Source organism: Salinicola sp. JS01, from assembly GCF_030284585.1.
Taxonomy (GTDB): domain Bacteria; phylum Pseudomonadota; class Gammaproteobacteria; order Pseudomonadales; family Halomonadaceae; genus Salinicola.
In genome coordinates, this window is the sequence record NZ_CP127244.1 from 3,083,348 (window position 1) to 3,109,603 (window position 26,256).

General features: G+C 67.4%; 18 protein-coding genes and 1 pseudogene. 3 read left to right on the forward strand and 16 right to left on the reverse strand.

Annotated elements, in window-relative coordinates:
* Positions 1-247: 247 nt before the first annotated feature.
* Positions 248-775, reverse strand: a complete 528-nt coding sequence (locus tag QO259_RS14090; RefSeq protein WP_285950429.1) for a CinA family protein — start codon at positions 773-775, stop codon at positions 248-250.
* Between the two features lie 167 nt (positions 776-942).
* Positions 943-1,128, reverse strand: a complete 186-nt coding sequence (locus QO259_RS14095) for a hypothetical protein (protein ID WP_285950430.1) — start codon at positions 1,126-1,128, stop codon at positions 943-945.
* A gap of 258 nt (positions 1,129-1,386) precedes the next feature.
* Between QO259_RS14095 and mutS the strand changes: the two genes are divergently transcribed.
* On the forward strand, positions 1,387-3,969 hold the full coding sequence (gene mutS, locus QO259_RS14100) for a DNA mismatch repair protein MutS (RefSeq protein ID WP_285950431.1): 2,583 nt from the start codon (positions 1,387-1,389) through the stop codon (positions 3,967-3,969).
* 287 nt (positions 3,970-4,256) lie between these two features.
* Positions 4,257-4,580 (forward strand): ferredoxin FdxA, encoded by a 324-nt coding sequence (fdxA, locus tag QO259_RS14105; protein ID WP_285950432.1) that lies wholly within the window; start codon positions 4,257-4,259, stop codon positions 4,578-4,580.
* 270 nt (positions 4,581-4,850) lie between these two features.
* On the opposite strand, the gene eno is transcribed toward fdxA, so the two are convergent.
* The 4 genes from eno to QO259_RS14125 all read right to left on the reverse strand — a co-directional run bounded on the left by eno (position 4,851) and on the right by QO259_RS14125 (position 10,370).
* Positions 4,851-6,143: a phosphopyruvate hydratase gene (eno, locus tag QO259_RS14110; RefSeq protein ID WP_035475640.1), complete on the reverse strand. Its 1,293-nt coding sequence runs from the start codon at positions 6,141-6,143 to the stop codon at positions 4,851-4,853.
* A 338-nt stretch (positions 6,144-6,481) separates the two neighbouring features.
* Positions 6,482-8,140 carry a CTP synthase gene (gene pyrG / locus QO259_RS14115; protein WP_285950433.1) on the reverse strand — a complete coding sequence of 553 codons (1,659 nt, stop codon included), beginning with the start codon at positions 8,138-8,140 and terminating at the stop codon, positions 6,482-6,484.
* Between the two features lie 138 nt (positions 8,141-8,278).
* On the reverse strand, positions 8,279-8,986 hold the full coding sequence (locus QO259_RS14120) for a gamma-glutamylcyclotransferase (protein WP_285950434.1): 708 nt from the start codon (positions 8,984-8,986) through the stop codon (positions 8,279-8,281).
* A 73-nt stretch (positions 8,987-9,059) separates the two neighbouring features.
* Positions 9,060-10,370 carry a solute carrier family 23 protein gene (locus tag QO259_RS14125; protein WP_285950435.1) on the reverse strand — a complete coding sequence of 437 codons (1,311 nt, stop codon included), beginning with the start codon at positions 10,368-10,370 and terminating at the stop codon, positions 9,060-9,062.
* A 270-nt stretch (positions 10,371-10,640) separates the two neighbouring features.
* On the opposite strand from QO259_RS14125, the gene QO259_RS14130 reads away from it, so the two are divergent.
* Positions 10,641-11,828 (forward strand): NAD(P)/FAD-dependent oxidoreductase, encoded by a 1,188-nt coding sequence (locus QO259_RS14130; protein ID WP_285950436.1) that lies wholly within the window; start codon positions 10,641-10,643, stop codon positions 11,826-11,828.
* 41 nt (positions 11,829-11,869) lie between these two features.
* Here the strand turns inward: QO259_RS14130 and QO259_RS14135 are convergent, their stop codons facing one another.
* From QO259_RS14135 to pilM, 10 genes and pseudogenes are all read right to left on the reverse strand, one after another.
* Complete coding sequence (locus QO259_RS14135; protein ID WP_035475645.1) at positions 11,870-12,112, reverse strand: hypothetical protein; 243 nt, start codon at positions 12,110-12,112, stop codon at positions 11,870-11,872.
* 195 nt (positions 12,113-12,307) lie between these two features.
* A pseudogene (locus QO259_RS14140) lies at positions 12,308-13,737 on the reverse strand (FAD-dependent oxidoreductase).
* A 117-nt stretch (positions 13,738-13,854) separates the two neighbouring features.
* Positions 13,855-18,306, reverse strand: a complete 4,452-nt coding sequence (gene gltB, locus QO259_RS14145) for a glutamate synthase large subunit (protein WP_285950437.1) — start codon at positions 18,304-18,306, stop codon at positions 13,855-13,857.
* 1,001 nt (positions 18,307-19,307) lie between these two features.
* Positions 19,308-20,420, reverse strand: a complete 1,113-nt coding sequence (aroB, locus tag QO259_RS14150) for a 3-dehydroquinate synthase (protein WP_285950438.1) — start codon at positions 20,418-20,420, stop codon at positions 19,308-19,310.
* A 103-nt stretch (positions 20,421-20,523) separates the two neighbouring features.
* Positions 20,524-21,078 carry a shikimate kinase AroK gene (aroK, locus tag QO259_RS14155; RefSeq protein WP_207033077.1) on the reverse strand — a complete coding sequence of 185 codons (555 nt, stop codon included), beginning with the start codon at positions 21,076-21,078 and terminating at the stop codon, positions 20,524-20,526.
* Entirely contained in the window at positions 21,078-23,195 is a 2,118-nt protein-coding gene (locus QO259_RS14160) for a type IV pilus secretin PilQ (protein ID WP_285950439.1), read from the reverse strand. Before QO259_RS14160 ends, aroK begins: the two co-directional genes overlap by 1 nt.
* A gap of 76 nt (positions 23,196-23,271) precedes the next feature.
* Complete coding sequence (locus QO259_RS14165; protein ID WP_285950440.1) at positions 23,272-23,805, reverse strand: pilus assembly protein PilP; 534 nt, start codon at positions 23,803-23,805, stop codon at positions 23,272-23,274.
* Between the two features lie 26 nt (positions 23,806-23,831).
* Positions 23,832-24,503 carry a type IV pilus inner membrane component PilO gene (locus tag QO259_RS14170; protein WP_207033081.1) on the reverse strand — a complete coding sequence of 224 codons (672 nt, stop codon included), beginning with the start codon at positions 24,501-24,503 and terminating at the stop codon, positions 23,832-23,834.
* Complete coding sequence (locus tag QO259_RS14175; protein ID WP_285950441.1) at positions 24,500-25,075, reverse strand: PilN domain-containing protein; 576 nt, start codon at positions 25,073-25,075, stop codon at positions 24,500-24,502. Before QO259_RS14175 ends, QO259_RS14170 begins: the two co-directional genes overlap by 4 nt.
* The gene (gene pilM, locus QO259_RS14180) at positions 25,072-26,124 is read right to left on the reverse strand and encodes a type IV pilus assembly protein PilM (RefSeq protein WP_285950442.1); all 1,053 of its coding nucleotides are present in this window, start codon (positions 26,122-26,124) and stop codon (positions 25,072-25,074) included. Before pilM ends, QO259_RS14175 begins: the two co-directional genes overlap by 4 nt.
* Between the last annotated feature and the right edge of the window lie 132 nt (positions 26,125-26,256).

Below are 26,256 nucleotides of genomic sequence, written 5' to 3' on the forward strand. Positions count from 1 at the left end.
CGAAGACGAGCCTTGGAAAGCTGGCGTCGTGGGATGGCGGCCGGAAAAGTGAGCCCGTCGCATAGGGCCACCCTGTGGGAGAGGCGACCTCGGCGACGGGCGAGACGGCCAGGCCGCCCGATCACTGTATGATTAGCCAGTAGTATGGCGAAAAAAATCGCCCGCGCCTATATCCTCGCGTCGATTTTCCGCCTGCGTCGCTGCATTTTCCGGGATCGCGCCGGGAGAGGCCAGCGCCAAGTGCCGCTCAGGCCTCGGCGACGAGCGATTCGAGCAGCCCCGCCAGGGCGATCGCCACCGCCTGGGCGCGCACCGCGGCACGCTCCCCCGGCAGCCGAAAACACGCCACTCGCTGGGCCTCGGCATCGCCCCAGGCGAACCACACCGTCCCCACCGGCTTCTCGGCACTGCCGCCGCCGGGGCCGGCCACGCCGCTGATCGCCACGCCGAGCTCGGCGCCGCTGTCGCGGCAGGCGCCGGCGACCATCTCGCGCACGGTGGCCGCGCTGACCGCCCCATGCTGCTCAAGCGTCTGCGCCGAAACCCCCAACATGCGCTGCTTGGCGGCATTGGCGTAGGTGACATAACCGCTGGCGAAGTAGCCCGAGCTCCCGGCGATCGCGGTGATCGCCTCGGCCACGCCGCCCCCGGTGCACGACTCGGCGGTGGTGACGAAACAGCCGGCGGCCAGACACGCCTCGCCCAGGCGTCGGGCAAGCACCTGCGGGTCCTGATCACTGCCGGGAGGCAGCGGATGGTCGGTGGGCAAGCTCATGGGGTCTCCTGCGGCTCGAGCGCCGCACCGGTCTCGTCTGCCGGGCAGGCGCGTCGTGTCATGCCAGTGGTGGCATGCGAGTGGTCTCAGGTGAGTAGTATGCGAGCTTTGCGCGTCGACGCAACGCGCGCGGCCGACGCACAGCACAAGCGCGCCCCGGCGGGCGACTATTCGGCGTCGCGCGGATGGGTGGGCGGCAGCGGCTGCGCGTGCCCCCCGGCACACAGATCGGCGACCGCGATCTCGAGCAGGATGACCGCCAGTTCGCTGACGTTGACGTTGCGCCGGTTGGCCTCGATCGAGAGCAGCCTGAACGTGGAGTCGCTGAGGTGATTGAGCACCAGCCGGGCCATGAGGGGGTCCTCGGATGCCGATTTCACCCACTGTAACGATTCGCCCGCCGCGGGCGAGACTGAAAACACTACACCTCGGGCATGAACCGGCGTCACCCCGGCACGGGCGATCGGCGATGCAGCAACGCTGACCCCCGTGGTAACCTTCGGCCTTTCTCCATGTTTCATGTTTCATGTTTCATGTTTCATGCTTCGCCGGCCCCGGCGAGGCGCGTGCCGCCATGATGCCCCACGATACCCAGAGAGCCTCGTAACGCCATGCAGGATACGGCCGCCAGCAAAGCCCAGCAGCATACGCCGATGATGGCGCAGTACCTCAAGATCAAGCGCGAGCACCCCGAGGTGCTGCTGTTCTACCGCATGGGCGATTTCTACGAACTGTTCTACGACGACGCCAAGCGCGCCGCCAAGCTGCTCGACATCACCCTGACCGCGCGCGGTCAATCAGCCGGTTCGCCGATCCCCATGGCCGGCGTGCCCTACCACAGCGCCGAGTCCTATCTGGCGCGGCTGGTGCGCTCGGGCGAGTCGGTGGCGATCTGCGAGCAGATCGGCGACCCCGCCACCAGCAAGGGGCCGGTGGAGCGCCGGGTGGTGCGGATCGTCACCCCCGGCACGCTGCACGACGAGGCGCTGCTCGATGAGCGCCGCGACAATCTGCTGGTGGCCCTGCACCGCCACGGCGAGCGCTGGGGCATCGCCTGGCTGGAGCTATCCAGCGGCCGCTTCGCCGTGCTCGAGGTCGACGGCGAGGCCGACATGCAGGCCGAGATCCATCGCCTGCAACCGGCCGAGCTGCTCGCCGCCGAGACCCAGGACCTGCCCCCGGCGCTGGCCGAGCGCACCGGGCTGCGTCGCCAGAACGACTGGCACTTCGACCTGGAGACCGCCAACCGCCTGCTGTGCGACCAGTTCCAGGTGGCCGATCTGCGCGGCTTCGGCTGCACCCATCTGGAGGTCGCGCTGGTCGCCGCCGGGGTGCTGATCGACTACGCCCGCGACACCCAGCGCTCGCGCCTGCCCCACGTCAACGCCCTCGGTATCGAGAGCCGCGACGACGCGGTGGTGATCGATGCCGCCAGCCGCCGCAATCTGGAGATCGACATCAATCTCGGCGGCAGCGGCGACAACACCCTGGCCAGCGTGCTCGACACCACCACCACGCCGATGGGCTCGCGTTTGCTCAAGCGCTGGCTCAACCGCCCGCTGCGCGATCGCGCCCAGGTCAGCGCGCGCCAGGCGGCGGTGCAGCTGCTGCTGGAACAGGATGACCATCTGGCACTGCGCGAGATCCTGGGCGAGGTCGGCGACGTCGAGCGCATCCTCGCCCGGGTCGCCCTGCGCAGCGCCCGCCCGCGGGATCTGGCCCGCCTGCGCGACGCGCTCAATGCGCTGCCCCAGCTGCAGAGCGCGCTGGGCGCGATCGAGGGAGAGAGCGCCCTCGACGATCTGGCCCGGCACATTCGGCCCTACCCCGAGACGGCGGCGACCCTCAGCCAGGCGCTGATCGACAACCCGCCGGTGGTGATCCGCGACGGCGGCGTGATCCGCGAGGGCTTCGACGCCGAGCTCGACGAGTACCGCGGCCTGGCCGAGCACGCCGGCGACTATCTGGTGAAGCTGGAACTGCGCGAGCGCGAGCGCACCGGCCTGGCCGGGCTCAAGGTCGGCTACAACCGGGTCCACGGCTACTATATCGAGATCCCCCGGGCCCAGGCCCGCGAGGTGCCGGTGGACTATATCCGGCGCCAGACGCTGAAGAACGCCGAGCGCTTCATCATTCCCGAACTCAAGGAGTTCGAGGACAAGGCGCTGTCGGCCAAGTCGCGCGCCCTGGCCCGCGAGAAGCTGCTCTACGAAGGGCTGATCGAGACCCTCAACGCCGAGCTCGACGCGCTGCAGGCCACCGCCCGGGCGCTGGCCTCGCTGGACGTGCTGTGCACCTTCGCCGAGCGCGCGCGGAGTCTCGACTTCGTGCGCCCGCAGCTCGGCGAGACGCCCGGCGTCGAGATCATCGGCGGCCGCCACCCGGTGGTCGAGCACGTCAGCCAGCACCCCTTCGTGCCCAACGATCTGGTACTCGACGACGCCCGCCGCATGCTGGTTATCACCGGCCCCAACATGGGCGGCAAGTCGACCTACATGCGCCAGGCAGCGCTGATCGCCCTGCTCGCGCATACCGGCAGCTTCGTACCCGCCGAGCGCGCCGAGATCGGCCCGGTGGATCGCATCTTCACGCGTATCGGCTCCAGCGACGATCTCGCCGGCGGCCGCTCGACCTTCATGGTCGAAATGACCGAGACCGCCAGCATCCTGCACAACGCCACCGCCGAGAGCCTGGTGCTGATGGACGAGATCGGCCGCGGCACCAGCACCTTCGACGGCCTCTCGCTGGCCTGGGCCAGCGCCGAGCATCTGGCCCGCGCGCGCGCCTTCACCCTGTTCGCCACCCACTACTTCGAGATGACCGCGCTGGCCGAGCAGCAGGAGACGGTGGCCAACGTCCACCTCACCGCCGCCGAGCACAAGGAGGGCATCGTCTTCATGCACCGGGTCGAAGAGGGGCCGGCGAGCCAGAGCTACGGCCTCCAGGTGGCCCAGCTGGCCGGCGTGCCGCAGCCGGTGATCGCGCGTGCCCGCGAGAAGCTGGCCAGCCTCGAGCAGCCACCGACCGCCCCCGCCGAGCGCAGCGCGGCCACCCACGCCGCCGCGCCGCAGCAGGCGGACCTGTTCGCGGCCCCGGTGCATCCGCTGGTGGAGGCGCTGGCGTCGCTGGACGTCGACGCGCTCACGCCGCGCGCGGCGCTGGAACTGCTCTACGAGTGGAAGGCCAAGCAGTAGTCCGCTGGCGCCGTGGCGGGCCGGCTCGGCCCGCCACGGCATAACGCCATTCCCAGACGTTCCCAGCCTCAACTTGCCGCTGCCGCCGGGCGACGCCTAGAATATGGCGCCATTCCAACGTGGCATCCGCGTGCGCATGGCGGATACCCGGGCACGACCGGCGTGGGTGGTCGTGAGCGGGCAGCAAACGCAAGAACAGCGGCCGGCAGAGGCCGCGACCCAGTGACCGTGACCGAGAAAAAGAGGGGCCAGCCGCGCATCCGCCCCGGCAATAGGAGAGATCACCCATGACGTTCGTCGTCACCGAGAACTGCATCAAGTGCAAATACACCGACTGCGTCGAAGTCTGCCCGGTGGACTGCTTCTATGAGGGCCCGAACTTCCTCGTCATCCATCCGGACGAGTGCATCGACTGCGCCCTGTGCGAGCCGGAGTGCCCCGCCGAAGCGATCTTCTCGGAGGACGAGCTGCCGGCGGGACAGGAGAAGTTCATCGAGCTGAACGCGGAGCTTTCCGAGGTGTGGCCCAACATCACCGAGCAGAAGGACCCGCCGGAGGATGCCAAGGAGTGGGATGGCAAGCCAGGCAAGATCGAGCTGCTCGAACGCTGATTTGCCATTACGCTTGGCCATACTGTGTTGAAATCAATCTCAAAGTGCTCATTTACACCTCGTAAACTCCGCTTTTTCGATTGATTTCGCCTTGTCTGGCCTGCGCTCATGACGCAAATCGGCCTCCATCGGACGCTTACTGCCGAAGAACGCAAGAAGGCCGCTCATCGAGCGGCCTTCTTGCGTTGGGTCCTGCGCTGAGCGAACCGTGCCCGATCACGGGCAACTGTGGCGAGCCGGGCCGTCTGGGACGTGCCCGGCTGACGAGCGTTACTGGCCCTTGATCGCCTTCAACCCCGGATAGGCCGCCTTGCCTTCCAGCTCCTGCTCGATCACCAGCAGGCGGTTGTACTTGGCCACGCGGTCGGAGCGGCACAGCGAGCCGGTCTTGATCTGGCCGGCGGCGGTGCCCACGGCGAGGTCGGCGATGGTGGTGTCCTCGGTCTCGCCGGAGCGGTGCGAGATCACCGCGGTGAAGCCGGCGTCCTGGGCCATCTTGATCGCATCCAGGGTCTCGGAGAGCGAGCCGATCTGGTTGAACTTGATCAGGATCGAGTTGCCGATCTGCTCGTCGATGCCGCGCTTGAGGATGCGCGTATTGGTGACGAAGAGATCGTCGCCGACCAGCTGCACGCGGTCGCCGAGCTTCTCGGTGAGGGCCTTCCAGCCGTCCCAGTCGGACTCGTCCATGCCATCCTCGACCGAGACGATCGGGTAGGCGTCGCACAGCTCGGCCAGGTAGTCGGCGAAACCGGCGGCGTCATAGGACTTGCCTTCGCCGGAAAGGTCGTAGGTGCCGTCCTTGTAGAACTCGCTGGAAGCGCAGTCGAGGGCCAGGGTGACGTCCTTGCCCAGGGTGTAGCCGGCGTCGGAGACCGCCTGCTTGATCACCGCCAGCGCCTCGGCGTTGGAGGCCAGGTTGGGGGCGAAGCCGCCCTCGTCGCCCACCGAGGTGGAGAGCCCCTTGGCCGACAGCACCTTCTTCAGCGCGTGGAAGATCTCCGCGCCCATGCGCAGCGCCTCGCGGAAGTTGGGCGCGCCCACCGGCTGGACCATGAACTCCTGGATGTCGACGTTGTTGTCGGCATGCTCGCCGCCGTTGAGGATGTTCATCATCGGCACCGGCATCAGGTAGTGGCCCGGCTGGCCGTAGAGCTCGGCGATGTGCGCGTAGAGCGGCACGCCCTTGGCGATCGCCGCCGCCTTGGCCGCCGCCAGCGACACCGCGAGGATGGCGTTGGCGCCCAGGTTGGCCTTGTTGTCGCTGCCGTCGAGATCGAGCATGGCCTGGTCCAGCGCACGCTGGTCACTGGCATCCATCCCCACCAGGCGCTCGCGGATCCGACCGTTGACGGCCTCCACCGCCTTGAGCACGCCCTTGCCCAGGTAACGGCCCTTGTCGCCGTCACGCAGTTCGAGCGCTTCCCGCGAGCCGGTGGAGGCACCGCTCGGCGCGCAGGCGCTGGCGCTGATGCCACCGCTCAGCACGACCTGAGCCTGAACGGTCGGGTTACCTCGGGAATCGAGCACTTCGAGGGCGCGGATATCAACGATCTCAGCCATGTTACGTCGTCCTGTCGGTTGAAAAACTCAAGCAGTGAGCGTGAAGCGTCCGGCACGGCGTGCGCCGGATGCGGAAAAGCGGATTCATGTTACCAGCTTTCGCCGGCGCGACGAGACGCCGCGTGGCGTTTCATGCTCCCGTACGCGTACCGACAAGAATACGCATCCCGAAAAGGCAGCACGGGTCCGGAAAGAAGGCAGCACGGGTCCGGAAAGAAGGCAGCATGGGTCCGGAAAGAAGGCAGCATGGGCCCGGAAAGGCAGCACGAGTCCAGACGAAAGAGTATGAGCCCTGCACAACGAGAGCGGGGGATGAATCGCTTCATCCCCCGCCGTGGTCACTCCTGGTGGCTCGCGCCCTGCTGCCGCTGGCGGCTCGCCTTGTGCTCCAGCGCCGCATTGACGAAGCCGGTGAACAGCGGATGGCCGTCGCGCGGCGTGGAGGTGAACTCCGGGTGGAACTGACACGCCACGAACCAGGGGTGATCGGGCAGCTCGATCATCTCTACCAGCGACTGATCGCCGCTCTTGCCGGAGATCACCAGACCGGCCTGCTCCAGCTCGCCGATGAACTGGTTGTTGACCTCGAAGCGGTGGCGATGGCGCTCGGTGATGGTATCCAGGCCATAGATCGCCTGTGCCCGCGAGCCGGAGGCGAGCTGGCACTCCTGACCGCCCAGGCGCATGGTGCCGCCCAGGTCGGAGGCTTCGTCACGCAGCTCGATCTGACCCTCGGCGTTGATCCACTCGGTGATCAGGCCGACCACCGGGTGCTGGGTATCACGGGTGAACTCGGTGGAGTTGGCATCGGCCCAGCCGGCCACGTGGCGGGCGAACTCGATCACCGCCACCTGCATGCCGAGACAGATACCGAGATACGGGATGCCGTTCTCGCGGGCGAAGCGGGCGGTGGCGATTTTGCCCTCGACGCCGCGCTCGCCGAAGCCGCCGGGCACCAGAATGGCGTCCTTGCCGGCCAGGCGCTCGGTGCCGTGGCGCTCGATCAGCTCGGAGTCGATGTACTCGACGTTGACCTTGACCCGGGTCTGGATACCGGCGTGGATCAGTGCTTCGTTGAGCGACTTGTAGGCGTCGAGCAGCTCCATGTACTTGCCGACCATGGCGATATTGATCGACTTGAGCGGGTTGAGCTTGGCATCGAGCACGTGGACCCACTCGGCCAGATCGGCGGCCGGCGCGTCCAGGCGCAGCTTGTCGCAGACGATGTCGTCGAGGCCGTGCTCGTGCAGCATCAGCGGAATGCGATAGATGGTGTCGGCATCCTGCAGCGGGATGACCGCGCGCTCTTCGACGTTGGTGAACAGCGCGATCTTGCGCCGCTCGCTCTCCTCCAGCTCGACTTCGCTGCGGCAGATCAGGATGTCCGGCTGGATACCGATCGAGCGTAGCTCCTTGACGCTGTGCTGGGTCGGCTTGGTCTTGGTCTCGCCGGCGGTCTTGATGTAGGGCACCAGGGTCAGGTGCATGAACAGCGCACGGCTGGCCCCGACTTCGCTGCGCAGCTGGCGGATCGACTCCAAAAACGGCAGCGACTCGATGTCACCGACGGTGCCGCCGATCTCCACCAGCGCCACGTCGTATCCCTCTCCCCCCTTGATCACACGGTGCTTGATCTCGTCGGTGATGTGCGGGATCACCTGCACCGTACCGCCGAGATAGTCGCCGCGGCGCTCCTTGCGCAGCACGTGTTCGTAGACGCGGCCGGTGGTGAAGTTGTTGCCCTGGGTCATCTTGGTGCGGATGAAGCGCTCGTAGTGGCCCAGGTCGAGGTCGGTTTCCGCGCCATCCTCGGTGACGAACACCTCGCCATGCTGGAACGGGCTCATGGTGCCCGGATCGACGTTGATGTACGGATCCAGCTTGAGAATGGTCACCTTGAGGCCGCGGGCCTCGAGAATGGCCGCCAGCGAGGCCGCCGCAATGCCCTTGCCCAAGGAGGACACAACGCCGCCGGTCACGAAGATATATCGTGTCATGGAAAACCTGTCGAATCGTGGTCGTAAAGCCGTGAGAAAGACCCGGGGGAGAAAGTCGGGCCAGGATGGGACGCCAGACTACCAGAGAGCGGCCCGCGGCTCAATTTGCGCTGCGCGAAAGCGCGGCCACCGCAGCGCTCAGCCGTGCACCGCCCGCTGCAGCCGCTCCAGACGATGATCGCGAATGCCCAGGGCGTGGAGATCGCTGACCGTGTTGTCGAGATACTCGCGGCACGAGCCGAGCACGCCGCGGCCGGTACGCAGGAGCCGGATCACCGTCTCGTCCGACTGACGCCCGATGTAACGGTCGTGGGCCGGATTGATCACGAAAGCGATGCCCCACAGCGCGCCGATATCGCTGCTCAGGCGCACCCAGCGCGGCTGATAGGCCCCGGTGAGCATCTCACGGCGCCACACCAGGGTCAGCTCGCGCTCGAGATTGGCCGCCGGTACCCGCAGCGCCACCCCGCGGCACGAACCACCCGGCGCCAGTGCCAGCATCAGCCCCGGCGAGTCGGGGGTGCCGCGTCCGTGCTCCAGCTTGAGGCAGAAGTCGCGGTGGTAGCCGTAGAGCCGGCAGGTATGGCGCTCGGCGACCTCGACGCAGGGGTTCCAGATCAGCGAGCCGTAGGCGAACAGATAGACGCCATCGAGATCGCGGGCGGGCTCGGGCACGTTCGCCAGCATCTCGCGCACGGAGGCGTCGAGCGCCGCCGGCGAGGTCAGCGGCACCTCGGGATAGGTGCGCTCGAAGTAGCGCCGCAGGCGGTCCTGTTCGAGCACCTCGCGGGTCATCGCGAGCGACTGCTCGCCGGACTGCGGGTCGCTGGCTTGGGAATCTCTCATGCGGGTCACCCCTGGCAGTGATCGAGCGGCCGCCGACAGGGCGGCCGCAGCGGGCCGGCTTGGCGTACCAATTCTAGGACTGGGCGTCGGGCTGGCGTCTGCCCACGCCATAGCGCAACAGCGCATGCAGGGCGATGGCGCCGAAGGTGGCGGTCCCGATGCCGTCCAGGGTAAAGCCCCCCAGGGCCAGCGAGAAGTTGCCCGCGCCCAGCACCAGCGTCACCGCCACCACGATCAGATTGGTGGTATCGCCCAGATCGACCGCGTTCTGCACCCAGATGCGCGCGCCGGCCACCGCGATCAGCCCGAACACCACGATCGAGGCCCCGGCCAGCACCGGCCCCGGGATGGTCTGGATCAGCGCGCCGAAGCGCGGCGAGAAACCGAGCAGGATGGCGAAGCCGGCGGCGGCGACGAAGATCAGCGTCGAGTAGACCTTGGTCACCGCCATCACCCCGATGTTCTCGGCGTAGGTGGTGACGCCGGTGCCCCCGGCGCTGCCCGAGACCACGGTAGCCACGCCGTCGGCGAAGAAGGCGCGCCCGATGTAGGGGTCGAGATCGCGCCCGGTCATCGCGCCCACCGCCTTGATATGGCCCAGGTTCTCGGCCACCAGGATCACCGCCACCGGCGCGATCAGGACCATGGCGTGGGGGTCGAACTGCGGCGCGCTGAAGGTCGGCAGCCCCAGCCAGGGGGCGGCATTGATCACCGAGAAGTCGATCGGCGTGCCCCAGCCGAAACCGTTGGTGACCAGGGCATAGATCGCATAGGCGGCGATCAGCCCGATCAGGATCAGCAGCCGCTGCAGCATGCCCCGGGTGAGCACCGCCGCCAGGCCGATGCACAGCACGGTCACCAGCGCCATGAGCGAATCGAAGGTGGAGCCGGCGACGCTGGACACCGCCACCGGGGCCAGGTTGAGCCCGATGGTCATGACGATGGCGCCGGTCACCACCGGCGGCAGCAGCACGTCGATCCAGCGCGTGCCCAGCGCCATCACCACCAGCCCGACCAGGGCGTAGAGCGCCCCGCAGGCGATGATACCGCCCAGCGCCACGCCGATATTGGGGTTGGCGCCGCTACCGGCATAGCCGGTGGCCGCGATCACCACACCAATGAAGGCGAAACTGGAGCCCAGATAGCTGGGCACCCGACCGCCGACGACGACAAAGAACAGCAGCGTGCCGATCCCCGACATCAGGATCGCCAGATTGGGGTCGAAGCCCATCAGCAGCGGCGCCAGCACGGTGGAGCCGAACATCGCCACGGCGTGCTGGATTCCCATCAGCAGGGTCTGGGGGGCGGCTAGCGTCTCGTCGGGGGCGACCAGGGCGACGCGCTTGGCGTCGACGCGGCGCCAGTGCGGAAACCAGGATGACATCGGGTTTGTTCTCCAGAGCAGCGGCCGGGGGCGCCAGCGGCGTTCGACCGCGCGAAAGCGATTGTTGTCGGCGTGGCCGGCGAATCGACGGGCCGGCGCGCATTCTAGCGCAGTCGTGGGTCGCTGCCTCTCCCCTGTGGCTTCACGCCAGGCCGGCGCAGGTGAACTACGCTGAGGCTATCGGTGCCGTCACGCGGCCCGAGCGCGAGTTCCCGGCGTCGCCATCGGGGAAGGATGGGACGCCCGCCACCAGCCAACCAGGGAGTGGATATGCAACGCTACGACTATCTCATCGTCGGCGCCGGCATGGTCGCCGCCAACGCCGTCGACGGCATCCGCGAGCGCGACAGCGAGGGCAGCATCGGCATTCTGGGCGCCGAGCCGCGCGGGCCGGTGACCCGCCCGGCACTCTCCAAGAAGCTCTGGACCGACCCCGAGTTCGGCTACGACAAGATCTGGATGCAGCCGGAGCAGGACCCCGGCACCACGCTCCATGTCGACACCCGGGTCAGCGCCATCGACCGCCAGGCGCGAAAGGTCACCACCCGCAACGGCGAGACCTTCGGCTACGGCCAGCTGCTGCTCGCCACCGGCTGCGATCCGATTCGCCTCGATCTGGCCGAGAGCGAGCGGGTGCGCTACTTCCGCAGCGTCGACGACTACGACCATCTGCGCCGGCTGGCGGGCGAGAATCGCCACATCGCGGTGGTCGGCGGCAGCTATATCGGTAGCGAGCTGGCCGCGGCGCTGATCCAGAACGACTGTCGCGTCACCCTGATCTGCCCCGAGCCGGTGCTGGGCGGCGGCATGCTGCCGCCCGAGGTCGCCGACCGCCTGCACCAGACCTATCTCGACCACGGCGTGGCGCTACTCAGCGGAAGCAAGGTGAAGGCGGGTCGTGAGGCCGATGGCACGGTCACGCTCGAACTCGACGACGGCAGCGAGCTGGCCGCCGACGGCGTGATGTTCGGGCTCGGGGTCGAGCCCTGCACCGAACTGGCGCAGGCGGCCGGACTCGAGATCGACAGCGGCATCCTGGTCGACGAGCGGCTGCGCACCGCCGACGCCGCGATCTACGCCGCCGGCGACGTCGCCACCTACCCGGATCGCATCCTCGGGCGCTGGCACGCCGAGCACGTCGACAACGCCAACTGTCAGGGCGCCGCGGCCGGGCGCATCATGGCCGGCAGTGACGAGGCCTACACCCACACGCCCTACTTCTACTCCAACGTCTTCGATATCGCCTGGAAGGCGCTGGGGCGTCTCGATGCCACGCTCGACATCGTCGCCGACAGCCACGCTGACAAGGGGGTCTACTACTATCTGGAGTCGGGCCGCGTGGTGGGGGTACTGCTGCTCGGTTTCGACGAGGCCCCGCTCGACGCCGCGCGCGAGGTGCTCGCCGAGCCCGGGCCGCAGGATGCCACCACGCTCAGCGGACGCATTCCGCTGAGCTGAGCGGTAGCGTCATCGTCGGCGCGCCGCGGGCTGCCGGCGGTTCAGGCCGTCGGCAGGCGAGCAGCCATCACCCGGGAGCGGCGCTCGATCTCTTCGAGCATGCCGGCGCACTCGTCGGACATGCCGCTGTCGCGGGTCTTGCCCAGCGCCAGCAGCGCTTCCAGCTGGCGGCATACCGCGCTCGCCTGCTCGGCATCGTCGACGTCGCTGTCGAGCACGTGATCTTCCAGCGTGCGCATCAGCGTGTTGGCCTGGTCGAGAATGTTGCGTTCGAGTCGGATCATGCGATCACCTCTGGGGTTTGCGATGCAGGGAAAGCGCGCCACTCTAGCGATTCGGCGCCGCCGACACCACCCCATGGGGCCATTCGCCGCGCCGCCGGCGCACGTGCTCACGCCAGCCGCGGGCACGTGCGCTCGTCTACCGCGAACTCTCGCTAATCTCTCGAGCGCCCGCCGTCCTACCTTGCACTCTCGCTATCATACCTTGAGATAGTCGAGAATCCCCTCGGCAGCCTGACGCCCTTCGTAGATCGCGGTGACCACCAGGTCGGAGCCGCGCACCATGTCGCCGCCGGCGAATACCTTCTCATTGCTGGTCTGGTAGGCGAAGCGCTCCATCTTCGCCGGAATCTCCGGCGCCAGCACCCGGCCGCGCTCGTCGACCTCGATCTGGTGAGTATCGAACCACTCGATCTCGCTGGGCTGGAAACCGAAGGCGATCACCACCGCGTCACACGCCAGAATCTCCTCGGAGCCCGGCACCACCTCGGCGCTGCGGCGGCCGTTGGCATCGGGTTCGCCCATGCGCGTGCGCACCAGCTTGACCCCTTCGACCTTGCCTTCGCCGACCACCGCCACCGGCTGGCGGTTGAACAGGAAGTCGACCCCCTCCTCGCGGGCGTTGGCCACCTCACGCTTGGAGCCGGGCATGTTCTCCTCGTCACGGCGGTAGGCGCAGGTGACGCTGGCCGCGCCCTGGCGGATCGAGGTGCGGTTGCAGTCCATGGCGGTGTCGCCCCCCCCAGCACGACCACCCGCTTGCCGGCCATGGAGACATGGTCCGCGGGGTCCTTCTCGAAGCCGAGGTAGTGGTTGGCGTTGGCGATCAGGAAGTCGAGCGCCTTGTAGACCCCTTCCATCTCCTCGCCGGGGAAGCCGCCGACCATGTACTTGTAGGTGCCCATGCCGAGGAACACCGCATCGTACTCGTCGTGGAGCTGCTCGAAGGTGACGTCGCGGCCGATCTCGGTACCCAGCCGGAACTCCACGCCCATCTCCTCGAACACCGCGCGGCGGCGCTCCATCACGTGCTTCTCGAGCTTGAACTCGGGGATGCCGAAGGTCAAAAGGCCGCCGATCTCCGGGTAGCGGTCATAGACCACCGCCTTGACCCCGTTGCGCACCAGGATATCGGCGCAGCCGAGACCCGCCGGGCCGGCACCGACGATGGCGACGCGCTTGTCGGTCCAGCTCACCTTGGACATGTCCGGGCGCCAGCCCATGGCGAAGGCGGTATCGGTGATGTACTTCTCCACCGAGCCGATGGTGACCGCGCCGAAGCCGTCGTTGAGGGTGCAGTCGCCCTCGCACAGGCGATCCTGGGGGCACACCCGGCCGCATACCTCGGGCAGCGAGTTGGTGCGATGGGAGAGCTCCGCCGCCTCCAGGATGTTGCCCTCGCTGACCAGCTTGAGCCAGTTGGGGATGTAGTTGTGGACCGGACACTTCCACTCGCAGTAGGGGTTGCCGCAGTGCAGGCAGCGGTGCGCCTGGCTGGCCGCTTCGCTGGGGCGGAACGGCTCATAGATCTCCGCGAACTCCTTGGCGCGGCTGCGGGCATCCTTTTTCTGCGGATCGCGTCGGCCGACGTCGATGAACTGAAAATCGTTGCTCAAACGGTTTGCCATGATCTCTCTCCTCACTCCCGCTGCCGATAGGGCGGGATCGGGCGCCGCCGCGTCAGGCGGGCGGCGCCGGGGCTTGTTCGGGCTTGCGCCGGCTCACATTCTGGCTGACGCCGCTGCTTATTCCGGCTGGCGCCTGGACTGGGCCAGCAGGCCGTTGAGGCTCGCGGCCTTGGGCTTGACCAGCCAGAAGTGGCGGATGAAGTCGGAGAAATCCTCGAGGATCTCGCGCCCGCGCCGGGAGCCGGTCTCTGCCACGTACTCGGTGATCACCTCGCGCAGATGGCGGCGATAGGCCTCCATCGACTCGGTGTTGATACGGTGGATCTCCACCAGCTCGTGGTTGTAGCGATCGACGAAGCCGCGATCCTCGTCGAGCACATAGGCGAAGCCGCCGGTCATGCCCGCGCCGAAGTTGATCCCGGTCTTGCCCAGCACGCAGACCAGACCGCCGGTCATGTACTCGCAGCAGTGATCGCCGGCACCCTCGATCACCGCATGGGTACCGGAGTTGCGCACCGCGAAGCGCTCGCCGGCGGTGCCCGCGGCGAACAGCTTGCCGCCGGTGGCGCCGTAGAGACAGGTGTTGCCGATGATCGCCGTCTCGTGGCTGTTGAAGCGGCTGGAGCGCGGCGGCGTGATCACCACCTTGCCGCCGTTCATGCCCTTGCCGACGTAGTCGTTGGCGTCGCCTTCCAGATAGAGATGCAGGCCGCGGGCGTTCCACACCCCGAAGCTCTGCCCCGCCACGCCGGTGAAGCGCGCCGTGATCGGCGCATCCTCGAGCCCCGCCTCGCCGTAACGCTTGGCGATCTCGCCGGAGACCCGGGCGGCCACCGAACGGTCACAGTTGGTGATCGTAAAGCTGAACTCGCCGCCGGACTTGGCCTCGATCGCCCCGATCAGGGCGTCGTAGAGCTCCTGGTTCTTGGCGCCGGGGTCGTGGGGCACGTTGCGGCTGACCTGGCAGAACTGCGGTGCGTCCGCGGGGACGAAGTCGTTGGCCAGCAGCGGGCTCAGGTCGAGCTTGCGCTGTGCCGCGGTCTCGCCCTCGAGGCACTCGAGCAGATCGGTACGCCCGATCAGATCGGTGAGCTTGCGCACACCGAGCAGCGCCATCAGCTCGCGCACTTCCTCGGCGATGAAGCGGAAGTAGTGCTTGACCATGTCGACGGTGCCGCGGAAGTGCTCGTCGCGCAGCTCCTGGTGCTGGGTGGCGACCCCGGTGGCACAGTTGTTGAGGTGGCAGATCTTGAGGTACTTGCAGCCCAGCGCGACCATCGGCGCGGTGCCGAAGCCGAAGCTCTCGGCGCCGAGAATCGCCGCCTTGACCACGTCGAGGCCGGTCTTGAGCCCGCCGTCGGTCTGCAGCCGGATCTTGTCACGCAGGCCATTGATGCGCAGCGCCTGGTGCACCTCGGGCAGGCCCAGCTCCCACGGGCTGCCGGCGTGACGGATCGAGGTGATCGGGCTCGCCGCGGTACCGCCGTCGTAGCCGGAGACGGTGATCAGGTCGGCATAGGCCTTGGCCACGCCGGTGGCGATGGTGCCGATGCCCGGCTCGGAGACCAGCTTGACCGAGACCTGGGCCGCCGGGTTGACCTGCTTGAGGTCGAAGATCAGCTGCGCCAGATCCTCGATCGAGTAGATGTCATGGTGCGGCGGCGGCGAGATCAGGGTCACGCCGGGGACCGCGTAGCGCAGCCGCGCGATCATCTCGTTGACCTTGCCGCCGGGCAACTGACCGCCCTCGCCGGGCTTGGCGCCCTGGGCGACCTTGATCTGCAGCACCTCGGCGTTGACCAGATAGGCCGGCGTGACGCCGAAGCGCCCGGAGGCGATCTGCTTGATCTTGGAGGAGCGGATGGTGCCGTAGCGCGCCGGATCCTCGCCACCCTCACCGGAGTTGGAGCGGCCACCGGTCTCGTTCATCGCCTGGGCCAGCGCTTCGTGGGCCTCCGGCGACAGCGCGCCGAGCGACATGCCGGCGCTGTCGAAGCGCGGCAGCAGCGCCTCGACCGGCTCGACCTCGTCGAGCGGCAGCGGCTCGGGGGCAGGCTTCAGGCGCAGCAGATCGCGCACCGTGGCCACCGGGCGCTCGTTGACCAGGCGTGCGAAGGCCTTCCACTGGGTATAGTCGCCCTGCTGCACCGCCTGCTGCAGCTTCATCACCACATCCGGGTTGTAAGCGTGGTACTCGTGGCCGTGCACGAACTTGACCAGCCCGCCCTGCTTGAGCCCCTTGCGCGGAATCCAGGCGTCGCGGGCGGAGAGCTCCTGCTGCATCTGCAGCTCGCTGAAGCCGGTCCCTTCGATCCGCGACATCATTCCGGTGAAGCAGGTCTGCATCACCTCGCTGCCGAGCCCCACCGCCTCGAACAGCTGCGAGCCGCGGTAGGAGGAGATCTGCGAGATCCCCATCTTCGACAGAATCTTGTAGAGGCCTTTCTGCATCCCCTTGCGATAGTTCTCGCGGGTATCCGCCGGGTTGCCCACCAGCTCGCCGGTGCGGTGCATGTCGGCCATCACCTGATAGGCCAGGTAGGGGTAGATCGCGGTGGCGCCGACACCGAAGAACACCGCCATCTGGTGGGCGTCACGGGCGTAGCCGGTCTCGACGATCAGGTTGACCCGCGGGCGCAGCGCCAACCGCGACAGATGATGGTGCACCGCGCCGGTGGCGAGCAGCGCCTGGATCGGCAGCTTGCCCTGCTCCAGCTCGGCATCCGACAGCACCAGCAGCACCTTGCCGTCGCGGGCGGCCTGCTCGGCGCGCTGGCACAGCGCGTGCAGCGCCTGGCGCAGCGTGGTGGTCTCGGGGTCGTAGTGCAGCGGCAGACGCACCGCGGCGAATGCCGGGTCCTCCTGCTCGATGAGCGCGGTGAACTTGCGCGGCGACAGGATCGGCGTGGTCAAAATCAGCCGGTTGGCGTGCTCAGGGGTCGCCTCGAAGACGTTGAGCTCGGCCCCGCAGCAGGTCTCCAGCGACATCACGATCGCCTCGCGCAACGGGTCGATCGGCGGGTTGGTGACCTGAGCGAACTTCTGGCGGAAGAAGTCGGTGAGCAGGCGATTGTGACGCGACAGCACCGCCATCGGCGTGTCGTCGCCCATCGATCCCACCGCCTCCTGGCCGCTCTCGGCCAGCGGGCGCAGCAGCTGATCGCGCTCTTCGAAGGTCACCGAGAACATCTTCTGGTAGACGTTGAGCTCGTCGAGGGACATCGGCTGGAAGCGCGCCAGCTCGGTCAGCGCCGACTCGAGATAGTGGGCGTGCTCATTGAGCCAACGCTTGTAGGGGTAGGCCGACTTGAGCCGCTGGTCGATATCGTCGGTGTGCAGCACCTCACCGGTCTCGGTATCGACCGCCAGGATCTGCCCCGGGCCCACGCGACCCTTGGCCACCACCGACTCGGGGGCGTAATTCCACACCCCGATCTCGGAGGAGAGGGTGATATAGCCGTTGTCGGTGATCACCCAGCGCGCCGGACGCAGGCCGTTGCGGTCGAGCATGCACACCGCATGACGGCCTTCGGTCATGACGATACCGGCGGGGCCATCCCACGCCTCCATGTGCATGGAGTTGTACTCGTAGAAGGCGCGCAGGTCGCCATCCATGGTCTCCACGTTCTGCCACGCCGGCGGCACCATCATGCGCACCGCGTTGTAGAGATCCATGCCGCCGGTGAGCAGCACCTCGAGCATGTTGTCCATGCTCGACGAGTCGGAACCGGTGGTGTTGACCACCTCGTCGAGGCCTTCGATATCCGGCAGCAGCGGGCTGACGAAGTTGGCCTTGCGCGCATTGGCCCAGCCGCGGTTGGCCTCGATGGTGTTGATCTCGCCGTTGTGCGCCATGAAGCGGAACGGCTGCGCCAGCGGCCAGCGCGGTGCGGTATTGGTGGAGAAGCGCTGGTGGAAGACGCAGATCGCGGTCTCCAGCCGCGGATCGCCCAGGTCCTTGAAGAAGGTGGGCAGATCGGCGGGCATCATCAGGCCCTTGTAGGAGACCACCTTGGACGACAGCGAACAGACGTAGAACTCTTCATCGCCGCGCAGCGCCTGCTCGGCCAGACGCCGCGCCATGAACAGCTCGACGTTGAAAGCCGCGTCCGACTGCGAGGGGTCGCCCTCGACGAACACCTGACGGATGCGCGGCAGGCAGTCGAGCGCCATCGGGCCGCACACGCTGGGATCGGTGGGCACGTCGCGCCAGCCTTTGACGGTCAGGCCGCGAGCCTCGAGTTCGCGCTCCAGCACCTGGCGCGCCTCGGTTTCACGCCCATCGTCATCGGCGAAGAACACGCAGCCAACGGCGAAGCGCTCACCCAGCGCCACGCCCAGCGCTTCCTGGGCGACTTCACGCATGAAGCCGACCGGCATCTTGAGCAGCAGACCGCAGCCATCGCCGGTCTTGCCATCGGCGGCGATACCGCCACGGTGGGTCATGCACGTCAACGACTCGATCGCCGTCTCGAGCAGATCGTGACTGGCCTGCCCCTCCATGTGCGCAATCAGTCCGAAGCCGCAGTTGTCGCGGAATTCGCCGGGCTGGTGAAGACCTCTCATCATGGGCGTGCCTCACAGAACAGGGGAACTTGCGTTCGGTAAAATACAGGGAGATAATGCAAGGTTTTTTATTATTCTTAACCGGGCTGAAAGCCGGTTTTCAGCGTCACCCCGCGCCGACGCTGGCGCCACGAAACGGCGTCAAAAGGCCGCCCAGAATAGCCACTCCCCCGCCCCAACGCAATCGCGCCCTGGCCTGACCCAAGCGACAAAACCATTGAAAATCTGTGACTTATATTTATAACTAAAAAAATACCCTGACAGCTCAACGGCTTAGCCAGAGGGATTAGACCAAAGTCTAAAGCAGGAGCCTGTTACACATTGGCACCTCAAAACCGCTCCATCACCCCATGCCGATACGACATAGAGCATGCCAATTACAGGCATACCCCACCCCGACACCGATACCCCAACCGCCACCAACCCCCTCGCGTCGCACGCTTGAGCGCGCTCGTGGCGCGGCGGTACGGACAGCATCGGCGTCAGTCACAACGAGCGTCACTGCGGCAACGGCAGCGCAGCGCAAATTTGGAGCGACGGAGAGCCTGGAGCGGCGAAGCGTTTGACGCGACGGGGAGTTTGACGCGACGAAGACGACAGCGCGATGAACGGGCGCCACCGACGGGGTCGGACCCGAAGCGAACAGGTCGCGGGGTGGCGCGCGTCACAACAGGCCGGGCAACGCCTCGGGCGAGACAGACGCATCGTCGCGGGTGAGACAGACGCACCGTCTCAGGCAGACGCCCGCCCCGTCGGACGGGCGCGTGATGCAAGCGCCTGATGGCAGATATGTGGCGTGGCGCCCTCAGAGGGTGTTTACAAATTCGTCGAGCGAAGGCAAGACAAGGCAAAATCGGCCGAAAAAGCGGAGTTTACATGGGGTAAATGAGCATTTTACTCGCTCCGCTCGCCCTTCGGGCCGTCCTTCGGACGTTCTGAACTTCGTTCAGTGAGGCCGATTTTAACGCCGTATTGGCGAGCGCAGGCATTTTGTAAACACCCTCTCAGGCGCGGGGGAAATGCTCGATCAGGCGTTCGAGCATGGCCGGGTCGGTATCGTCGTGGATCGCGGCGCGCCCCAGCGCTTCGAGCAGGATCAGCCGCAGGCGGCTGTCGAGATTCTTCTTGTCCAGACGCATGCGCTCGAGAAAATCGGCGACACCCATGGCGGCGGGCGCAGTCTGCGGCAGCCCCGCCGCCGTCAGCAGGGTCCCGATGCGCTCGACCTCGGCCGCGCTGAGCCAGCCGCGCTCGGCGGAGAGCGCCGCGGCCATCGCCATGCCGGCGCCCACCGCTTCGCCGTGCAGCCAGTTGCCGTAACCCTGGTGCGCCTCGATGGCATGGCCGAAAGTGTGGCCGAGATTGAGCAGCGCACGCACGCCCTGCTCGGTCTCGTCCTCGGCGACGATCTCCGCCTTGATCTCGCAGCTGCGGCGAATGGCATGGCGAATCGCCGCGGCATCCAGCGCGCGCAGCGCCGGCATCTCGCGTTCGAGCCAGTCGAGAAAGGCCGCATCCCAGATCAGGCCGTACTTGATCACCTCGGCCAGCCCCGCCGAGAGCTCGCGCCCGGGCAGTGTCGCCAGCGTCTGGGTATCGATCAGCACCGCGCGCGGCTGCCAGAAGGCGCCGATCATGTTCTTGCCGCGCGGGTGGTTGACCCCGGTCTTGCCGCCCACCGAGGAGTCGACCTGGGCCAGCAGCGTGGTCGGCACCTGGATGAAGGCGACCCCGCGCTGGTAGCTCGCCGCGGCGTAGCCGGCCATGTCACCGATCACGCCGCCACCCAGGGCGATCAGGGTGCAGCGGCGATTGAAGCCGGCCGCCAGCAGCGCATCCCAGATGCGCTCCACCGAGGCCAGGGTCTTGGTCGCCTCGCCGTCGGGCAGGATCACCTCACAGACCTCGAGATCCGCCCCGCTCAGGGCGTGGCGGAGCCGGTCGAGATAGTACGGCGCCACGGTGTCGTTGGTGACGATCATCACCTGACGCCCGGCCAGATAGGGCAGCAGGCAGCCCGGTTCGTCGAGCAGCCCAGCGCCGATGTGGATGGGATAGGCGCGCTCGCCGAGCGCGACGTCGAGCGACTCCATGGCAGCGGAAGAAGACTGCGTCATGACGGGTAACCCTTTTGCGAGTAAACGAAGCGGCACGCCGATAGTGGCGCAACGGTTGTAGCGACACGACTCTCGTAGCGACACGACTCTCTTAACACCACGCCTAGCGCGGCGGCGAGACCTCGGCCTGGAGCGGCTGACTGAGCCGCGTGACCCGGCGCACGATGTCCGCCACCACGCTCTTGGGGCTGCGGCGGTCGGTGCGCACGACGAGATCGGCGGTGGCACGATAGAGCGGGTCGCGCAGCGCGAACAGATCACGCAGTACCTGCTCGGGGTTGGCATTGCGCAGCAGCGGGCGGTTGCGGTCGCGGGCGGTGCGCCGGATCTGCTGTTCGACCGTGGTCGCCAGGTAGATCACGGTGCCGCGCTCACGCAGGTACTGGCGGTTGAGCTCGCGCATCACCGCGCCGCCGCCGGTGGCCATCACCACCTCGCTGCGCTGGGTCAGCTCGTCGATCATCGCCGTCTCGCGATCGCGGAACCCCTGCTCGCCCTCGACGTCGAAAATCCACGGGATATTCGCCCCGCATCGCGCCTCGATCTGATGGTCGCTATCCAGGAATTCACGCTGCAATTCGGCCGCCAGAAGGCGGCCGATCGTGCTTTTGCCGGCCCCCATGGGGCCGATGAGAAAAAGATTGGGAAGCGACCGCATCAGCGAATGGCCAGTCTGTCCTCGATGATCTTGGGCGTAATGAAGATCAGCAATTCTACCTTTTCATTGCTCTCCTGGGTATAGCGGAACAGCTGCCCGATCACCGGGATGTCACCGAGGAAGGGCGTCTTGAACAGCGTATGCAGCTGCTCAGAGGTGAGGATGCCGCCGAGCACCACGGTCTCGCCGTTGTCGACCAGCACCTGGGTCTGGATCTCGTTGGTGTCGATCGCCGGCGCGCCATCGAAGCGGGTGTCCGAGATATCGTCGTTGTTGACCCGCAGATCCATGATGATGCGGTCGTCCGGGGTGATCTGCGGGGTCACCTCCAGCGACAGCACCGCCTCCTTGAACTCGGTGGTGGTCGCACCGCTGGAGGACGCCTCCTGATAAGGCACCTCCTGGCCCTGCTTGATCACCGCGGTGCGCTGGTTGGCGGTGATCACCTTGGGCTGGGAGATGGTCTGGCTCTTGCCCTCGCTCTCCAGCGCGCGCAGCTCCAGGTCGATCAGCACGTCACCGGAGAGATAGCCGAAGCTGAAGGCGCTGGCGGGCTGTGTGGCGTTGCCCAGATCGACCGCCAGACCGCCGCCATAGGACTGCGGGTCGTCACTGGTGGTGGGCACGCTGGAGGGGTCGCCATCGGCGGCACCGCTGAGGTTGAAGCGCCCGCCGGCCGGCGAAGACATGCCCCAGTTGACCCCCAGCTCTCGCGTGGCGCTGTCACGCGCGATGACGATGCGCGCCTCGATCTGGACCTGACGCACCGGCACGTCGAGCTGCTCGATGGTGCGCCGGATCGCCTCCAGCTGGTCACGGGTGTCCTGCAGGATCAGGGTATTGGTGCGCACATCGACGGTCACCCGGCCGCGCTCGGACATCAGCCCCACCCCCTCGCCACCGCGCAGCAGCCCGGCCAGGGTGTCGGCCTTGGCATAGCGAATCGGTACGAACTCGGTGACCAGCGGCGCCAGCTGCTGCGACTGCTCACGGCTCTCCAGGGTCTGGCGCTGCAGGCTGGCCAGCTCGCCCGCCGGCGCCACCACCATGACATCGCCGGTGCGCCGCGCCGCCAGGCCGCGGCTCTGCAGCACCAGATCGAGCGCCTGATCCCAGGGCACGTCGACCAGATTGAGGGTGACGTTGCCCTGGACGCTATCACTGGCGACCACGTTGAGCCCCGAGACCTGGGCGATGATCGAGAGCACGTCACGTACCGGTATGTCCTGGAAGTCGAGCGTCACCGGCTTGCCGCTGTAGCTCGGCGTTGCGCCGGGGGCACTGGCGCTGGTCGCGGCGCGCGGGCCCTGGTCTTGCGGGGCGAGTTCCAGGCGCAGCTCGCGCCCGTTCTGGGTCACCAGCGGCTCCACCGCCCGCGTCGCGCTGATCTCGAAGCTCACCCCTCCGGCATCGCGCCGCGGGACGATACGCGTCACCGCAGTGCCGAAGTCGCTCACGTCGAGTGTCTGATACTGGGCGTCCGGCAGCACCACGTCGGGCAGCGTCAGGGTGACCTGACGCCCGCTGCCGGAGACCGAGGCCGCCACCCCGGGCCGGTCGAGAGTCACCAGCAGCTCGCCGTGATCGGTGTCGCTACGGCGAAAATCGAGCGCCTCCACCCGCGGCCGACTGGTAGAAGTAGCGGAAACATGGCTCACGCCTGGCGCTTCGCGCCCGGCTTCGGCGACGAACCCCGGCGCGGGTGTCGCCGCGTTAGTACTGGCCGCCGGCGCGGCGCCCAGATGCACCACCAGACGATCCGCAAGACGCTCCAGGCGGTAGTCGAGGGCCTCGTCGAGTGCGAACACCAGCCGCGTACGCCTCGGGGCGGCCAGCACGCGCAGCGACTCGACCCCACCACCGGCGAGCGCGAAGCGGTTCTGCGCCAGCGCGCTGGTGGTATCGAGCAGATCCAGCGCCAGCCGCGGCGGCGCGGCAGTCTGGTAACCGTTTACCTGCGGCACCCCGCCGCTGAAGCGCAGCTCGACGTCGAGACGTCCAGGCCCCCGTTCGGTGAAGTCAAGCGCGGTCAGGCTTGGCGCCGCCCAGGCTGGCGTGGCTAGCCCCAGTAAAAGCCAGGCCAGCAGCCCGCTCATCCACCGCCGTCGACGCGTCATGCTCGTTCTCCTGCTGATCTGCTTGGCTGGCACCGCCTCGGCGGCTGGCGCTCGGCAAAGCACCTGCCTGGCGAACTCATTGCGACACCCGTGGCGCGCCGGCATCCTGCGAGGCTGCCAGATTCAACTGGCGGGTACGCTCGCGCCACGCCCCCTGGGTGTCGCGCACACGCTCCACCAGACTCAGGCTGCGCCGCGTGATCTTCACGACGCGGCCTTGGTCGCGCCCCAGATAGTCACCGACGAAGACTCGATAGAGACGCCCGTCCGGTGCCCGAATCAGCCCCGACGGCGTGTCGCCGACGCTCAGCGTGCCCACCAGCGCGAGATTCTTCAGCGCAAATGCCTCGAGCGGCTGACGCTCGCGCTGTTCGCGGGGCTCGGCCGGTGGCGGCAGCGCCTCGAGGGCCTGCCCGGCGGGGGCGAAGGGACTGCGCATGGCGCTGCCGTGGTAAGCGGCCACTGCGTAGCTGGGCATCTCCGGCAGCGCCGCAATCTTGCCTTCCGGCTTCTGGCGCAGCGTCTGCAAATGCTGCTCGAGCGCATCCAGATGGGCATCGCTGCAGCCCGCCAGCAGCGCGATACCGGCCAGCGCCAGCCCCAGGCGCACAGGCCACCGCCTCCGTGCGCCCGACGTCATGAGCCAGCCCCCGCGCCGGCGGCGTCATCCGTCTCGCGATAGCGGTAGGTCTTGGCCAGCATCGTCAAACGCAGCGTGGGCGAGCCCGCTACCGGCGCCAGGGTGAAGTCGTGCAGCGTGACGATCCGCGGCATGGCAGCGACCTCGGCCAGGAAGGCAGCGATCTGGTGATAGCCGCCGCGCACCTGGATATCGAACGGCTGCTCGAAGACGAACTCGCGTGCCACCGCCGGCTCAAGCTTGATGCTGTCGATGCTCAACTGCTGTTCGCGGGCGGCATCGCTGATCGCATCGAGCAGCGCGGGTACCTCGGCGTCGCTCGGCAGCTGTTCGAGCACGCGCTGCATGCGCACCTTCAGCTGGCCCATCTGCTGACGCATCATCGGCAGGTTGACCGCCTGATAGGAGAGCGTCTCGAAGCGCGAAAGCGCCTGCGTCTCTTGCGCCACCAGGCGCGCGTCCTGCTCCCGCGGCGATGACGCCAGCAGCCACTGCACGGCCAGCAGGGCCAGCGTGAATACCGCCAGCGCGATCAGCGCCTGCAGGCTGGTGGGCCAGGAGCCCGACTCCTTGAGATCCAGCTCGCGCCAGGGCAGCTCGCGCAACTGACGCGCCTGCTCTTGCACCCAGCCACGCAGGCGCTGCCGGCACCACCGCAGCCCTCTCATGGTGCCGACGCCGCGTTCACGTCGGTGGCGTCCGCCGCCTGCTCCTCGACACTCATCTGGAAGCGCCGCGGTGCATCGGCGCCGTCACCGGCGCTGACATCGGACAGTAGCGGTACGCCCAGCGCAGGGCTCGCCGCGAGACGCCGCATCTGTTCGGAGACCTGACGATTGGAGGCAGCCACACCATCGAGCTCGAGCGTGTGGTCGTGGCGCACGAGCTTGGTGTAGTGGACGCCATCGACCAGCGTCGCGGTGAGCTGGTCGAACACCTCGACGGTGAGCGGCCGGCTCGCCTGCAGCTTGCCGATCAGGTCGATCTGCTCGAGCATGCGTTCGCGCAGGTGACGAAAGTCGCGCACCGACTCGATGTCCCGGTTGAGTTGCTGGGTATGGCGTTCGATCATCCCCAGGCGGGCCTGTTGCGCGCGCACCAGCGCCTGCTGATGCAGGGCGATCAGCCCGCCGGCGACCAGCCCCAGCAACAGCGCCAGCAGCACGCCTTTCTGGAAACGCCGGGTGCGCTGCTGGCGCTCGCGCTCACGCCACGGCAGCAGATTGATCTCGATACTCATGCACGCACCCGCATGGCCAGACCGCAGGCGGTGAGCATCGCCGGCGCGTCGGCGGCCAGCGCATCGACATCCAGGCGCGGATGCACGCGCATGCCGCAGAACGGATTGGCCAGTGTCGCCTCCAGCCCACTCTGAGCGCGCAGTCGGTCGACGAAGCCCGGCAGCACGCAGGAGCCGCCGGCGAGCACCAGCTGGCGAATCTCCTGCTGGCCGGCGGCGGTATAGTAGAGCTGCAGCGAACGGCCGATGTGCTGGATCAAGGTATCGATGAAGGGGGTCAGCACCTGCTGGCGATAGTCATCGGGCAGGCCGCCACGCTTCTTGGCCCGCCCCGCCTCCTCGAAGCTGATGCGATAGCGACGACTGATGGCGTCGGTGAGCTGGCGCCCGCCGCACAGGTTGTCGCGGCTATAGACGATGCGGCCGCCCTTGAGCACGTGGAAGGCACACAGGTTGGCGCCGATATCGACCAGCGCCACGGCGTCGGCGCTGTCGAACTGGCTCGCCATGTCGCCCCACATGCGCTCCAGCGCGAACCCCTCGACGTCCACCGCCACCGCCTCGAGACCGGCCTCGGACAGGGTCGCGGTGAGCTGCTCGATGTCCTGCACCCGGCAGGCCACCAGCATCACCTCCTGCTGGTCCTCGTAGCGCCGGTTGGGTCCCAGACGCTGGAAGTCGAAGGCGACCTCGTTGAGCGGAAAGGGGACGTACTTCTCCGACTCCATCTGGATGCGCGCCTCGATATCCTCGTCGCTGAGCGAGGCAGGCAGTGTCAGCTTGCGCGTGATCGCCGCCGAATTGGGCACCGCCACGACCGCCCGACGCGACTTGAGCCGGCCGTGCTCGACCGCCCGCTTGAGGGTATCGACGACCTCGCGCTGATCGCGGATACGCCGCTCGACCACCGCCCCCTCGCGCAGCGGACGCACGGCATAGCTGTCGATGCGCAAGCGCCCGGCGTGGCGCTCCAACTCGAGCAGTTTGACCGTGGCGGAGGTGATATCGACCCCGACCAGGCCTCTCTGAGATCGTTTCAGGCGTAACACTTCAGGGACCTTTTCGGGCGCAACACTGTCCTACCTCGCCATGAAACCCACTAGCGGAACGCGAAAATGGGGGAAGACGCGACCATCCTCATCCCGTTTAACGGCGGGTCCGCGGCCGACTTGAGACATTTC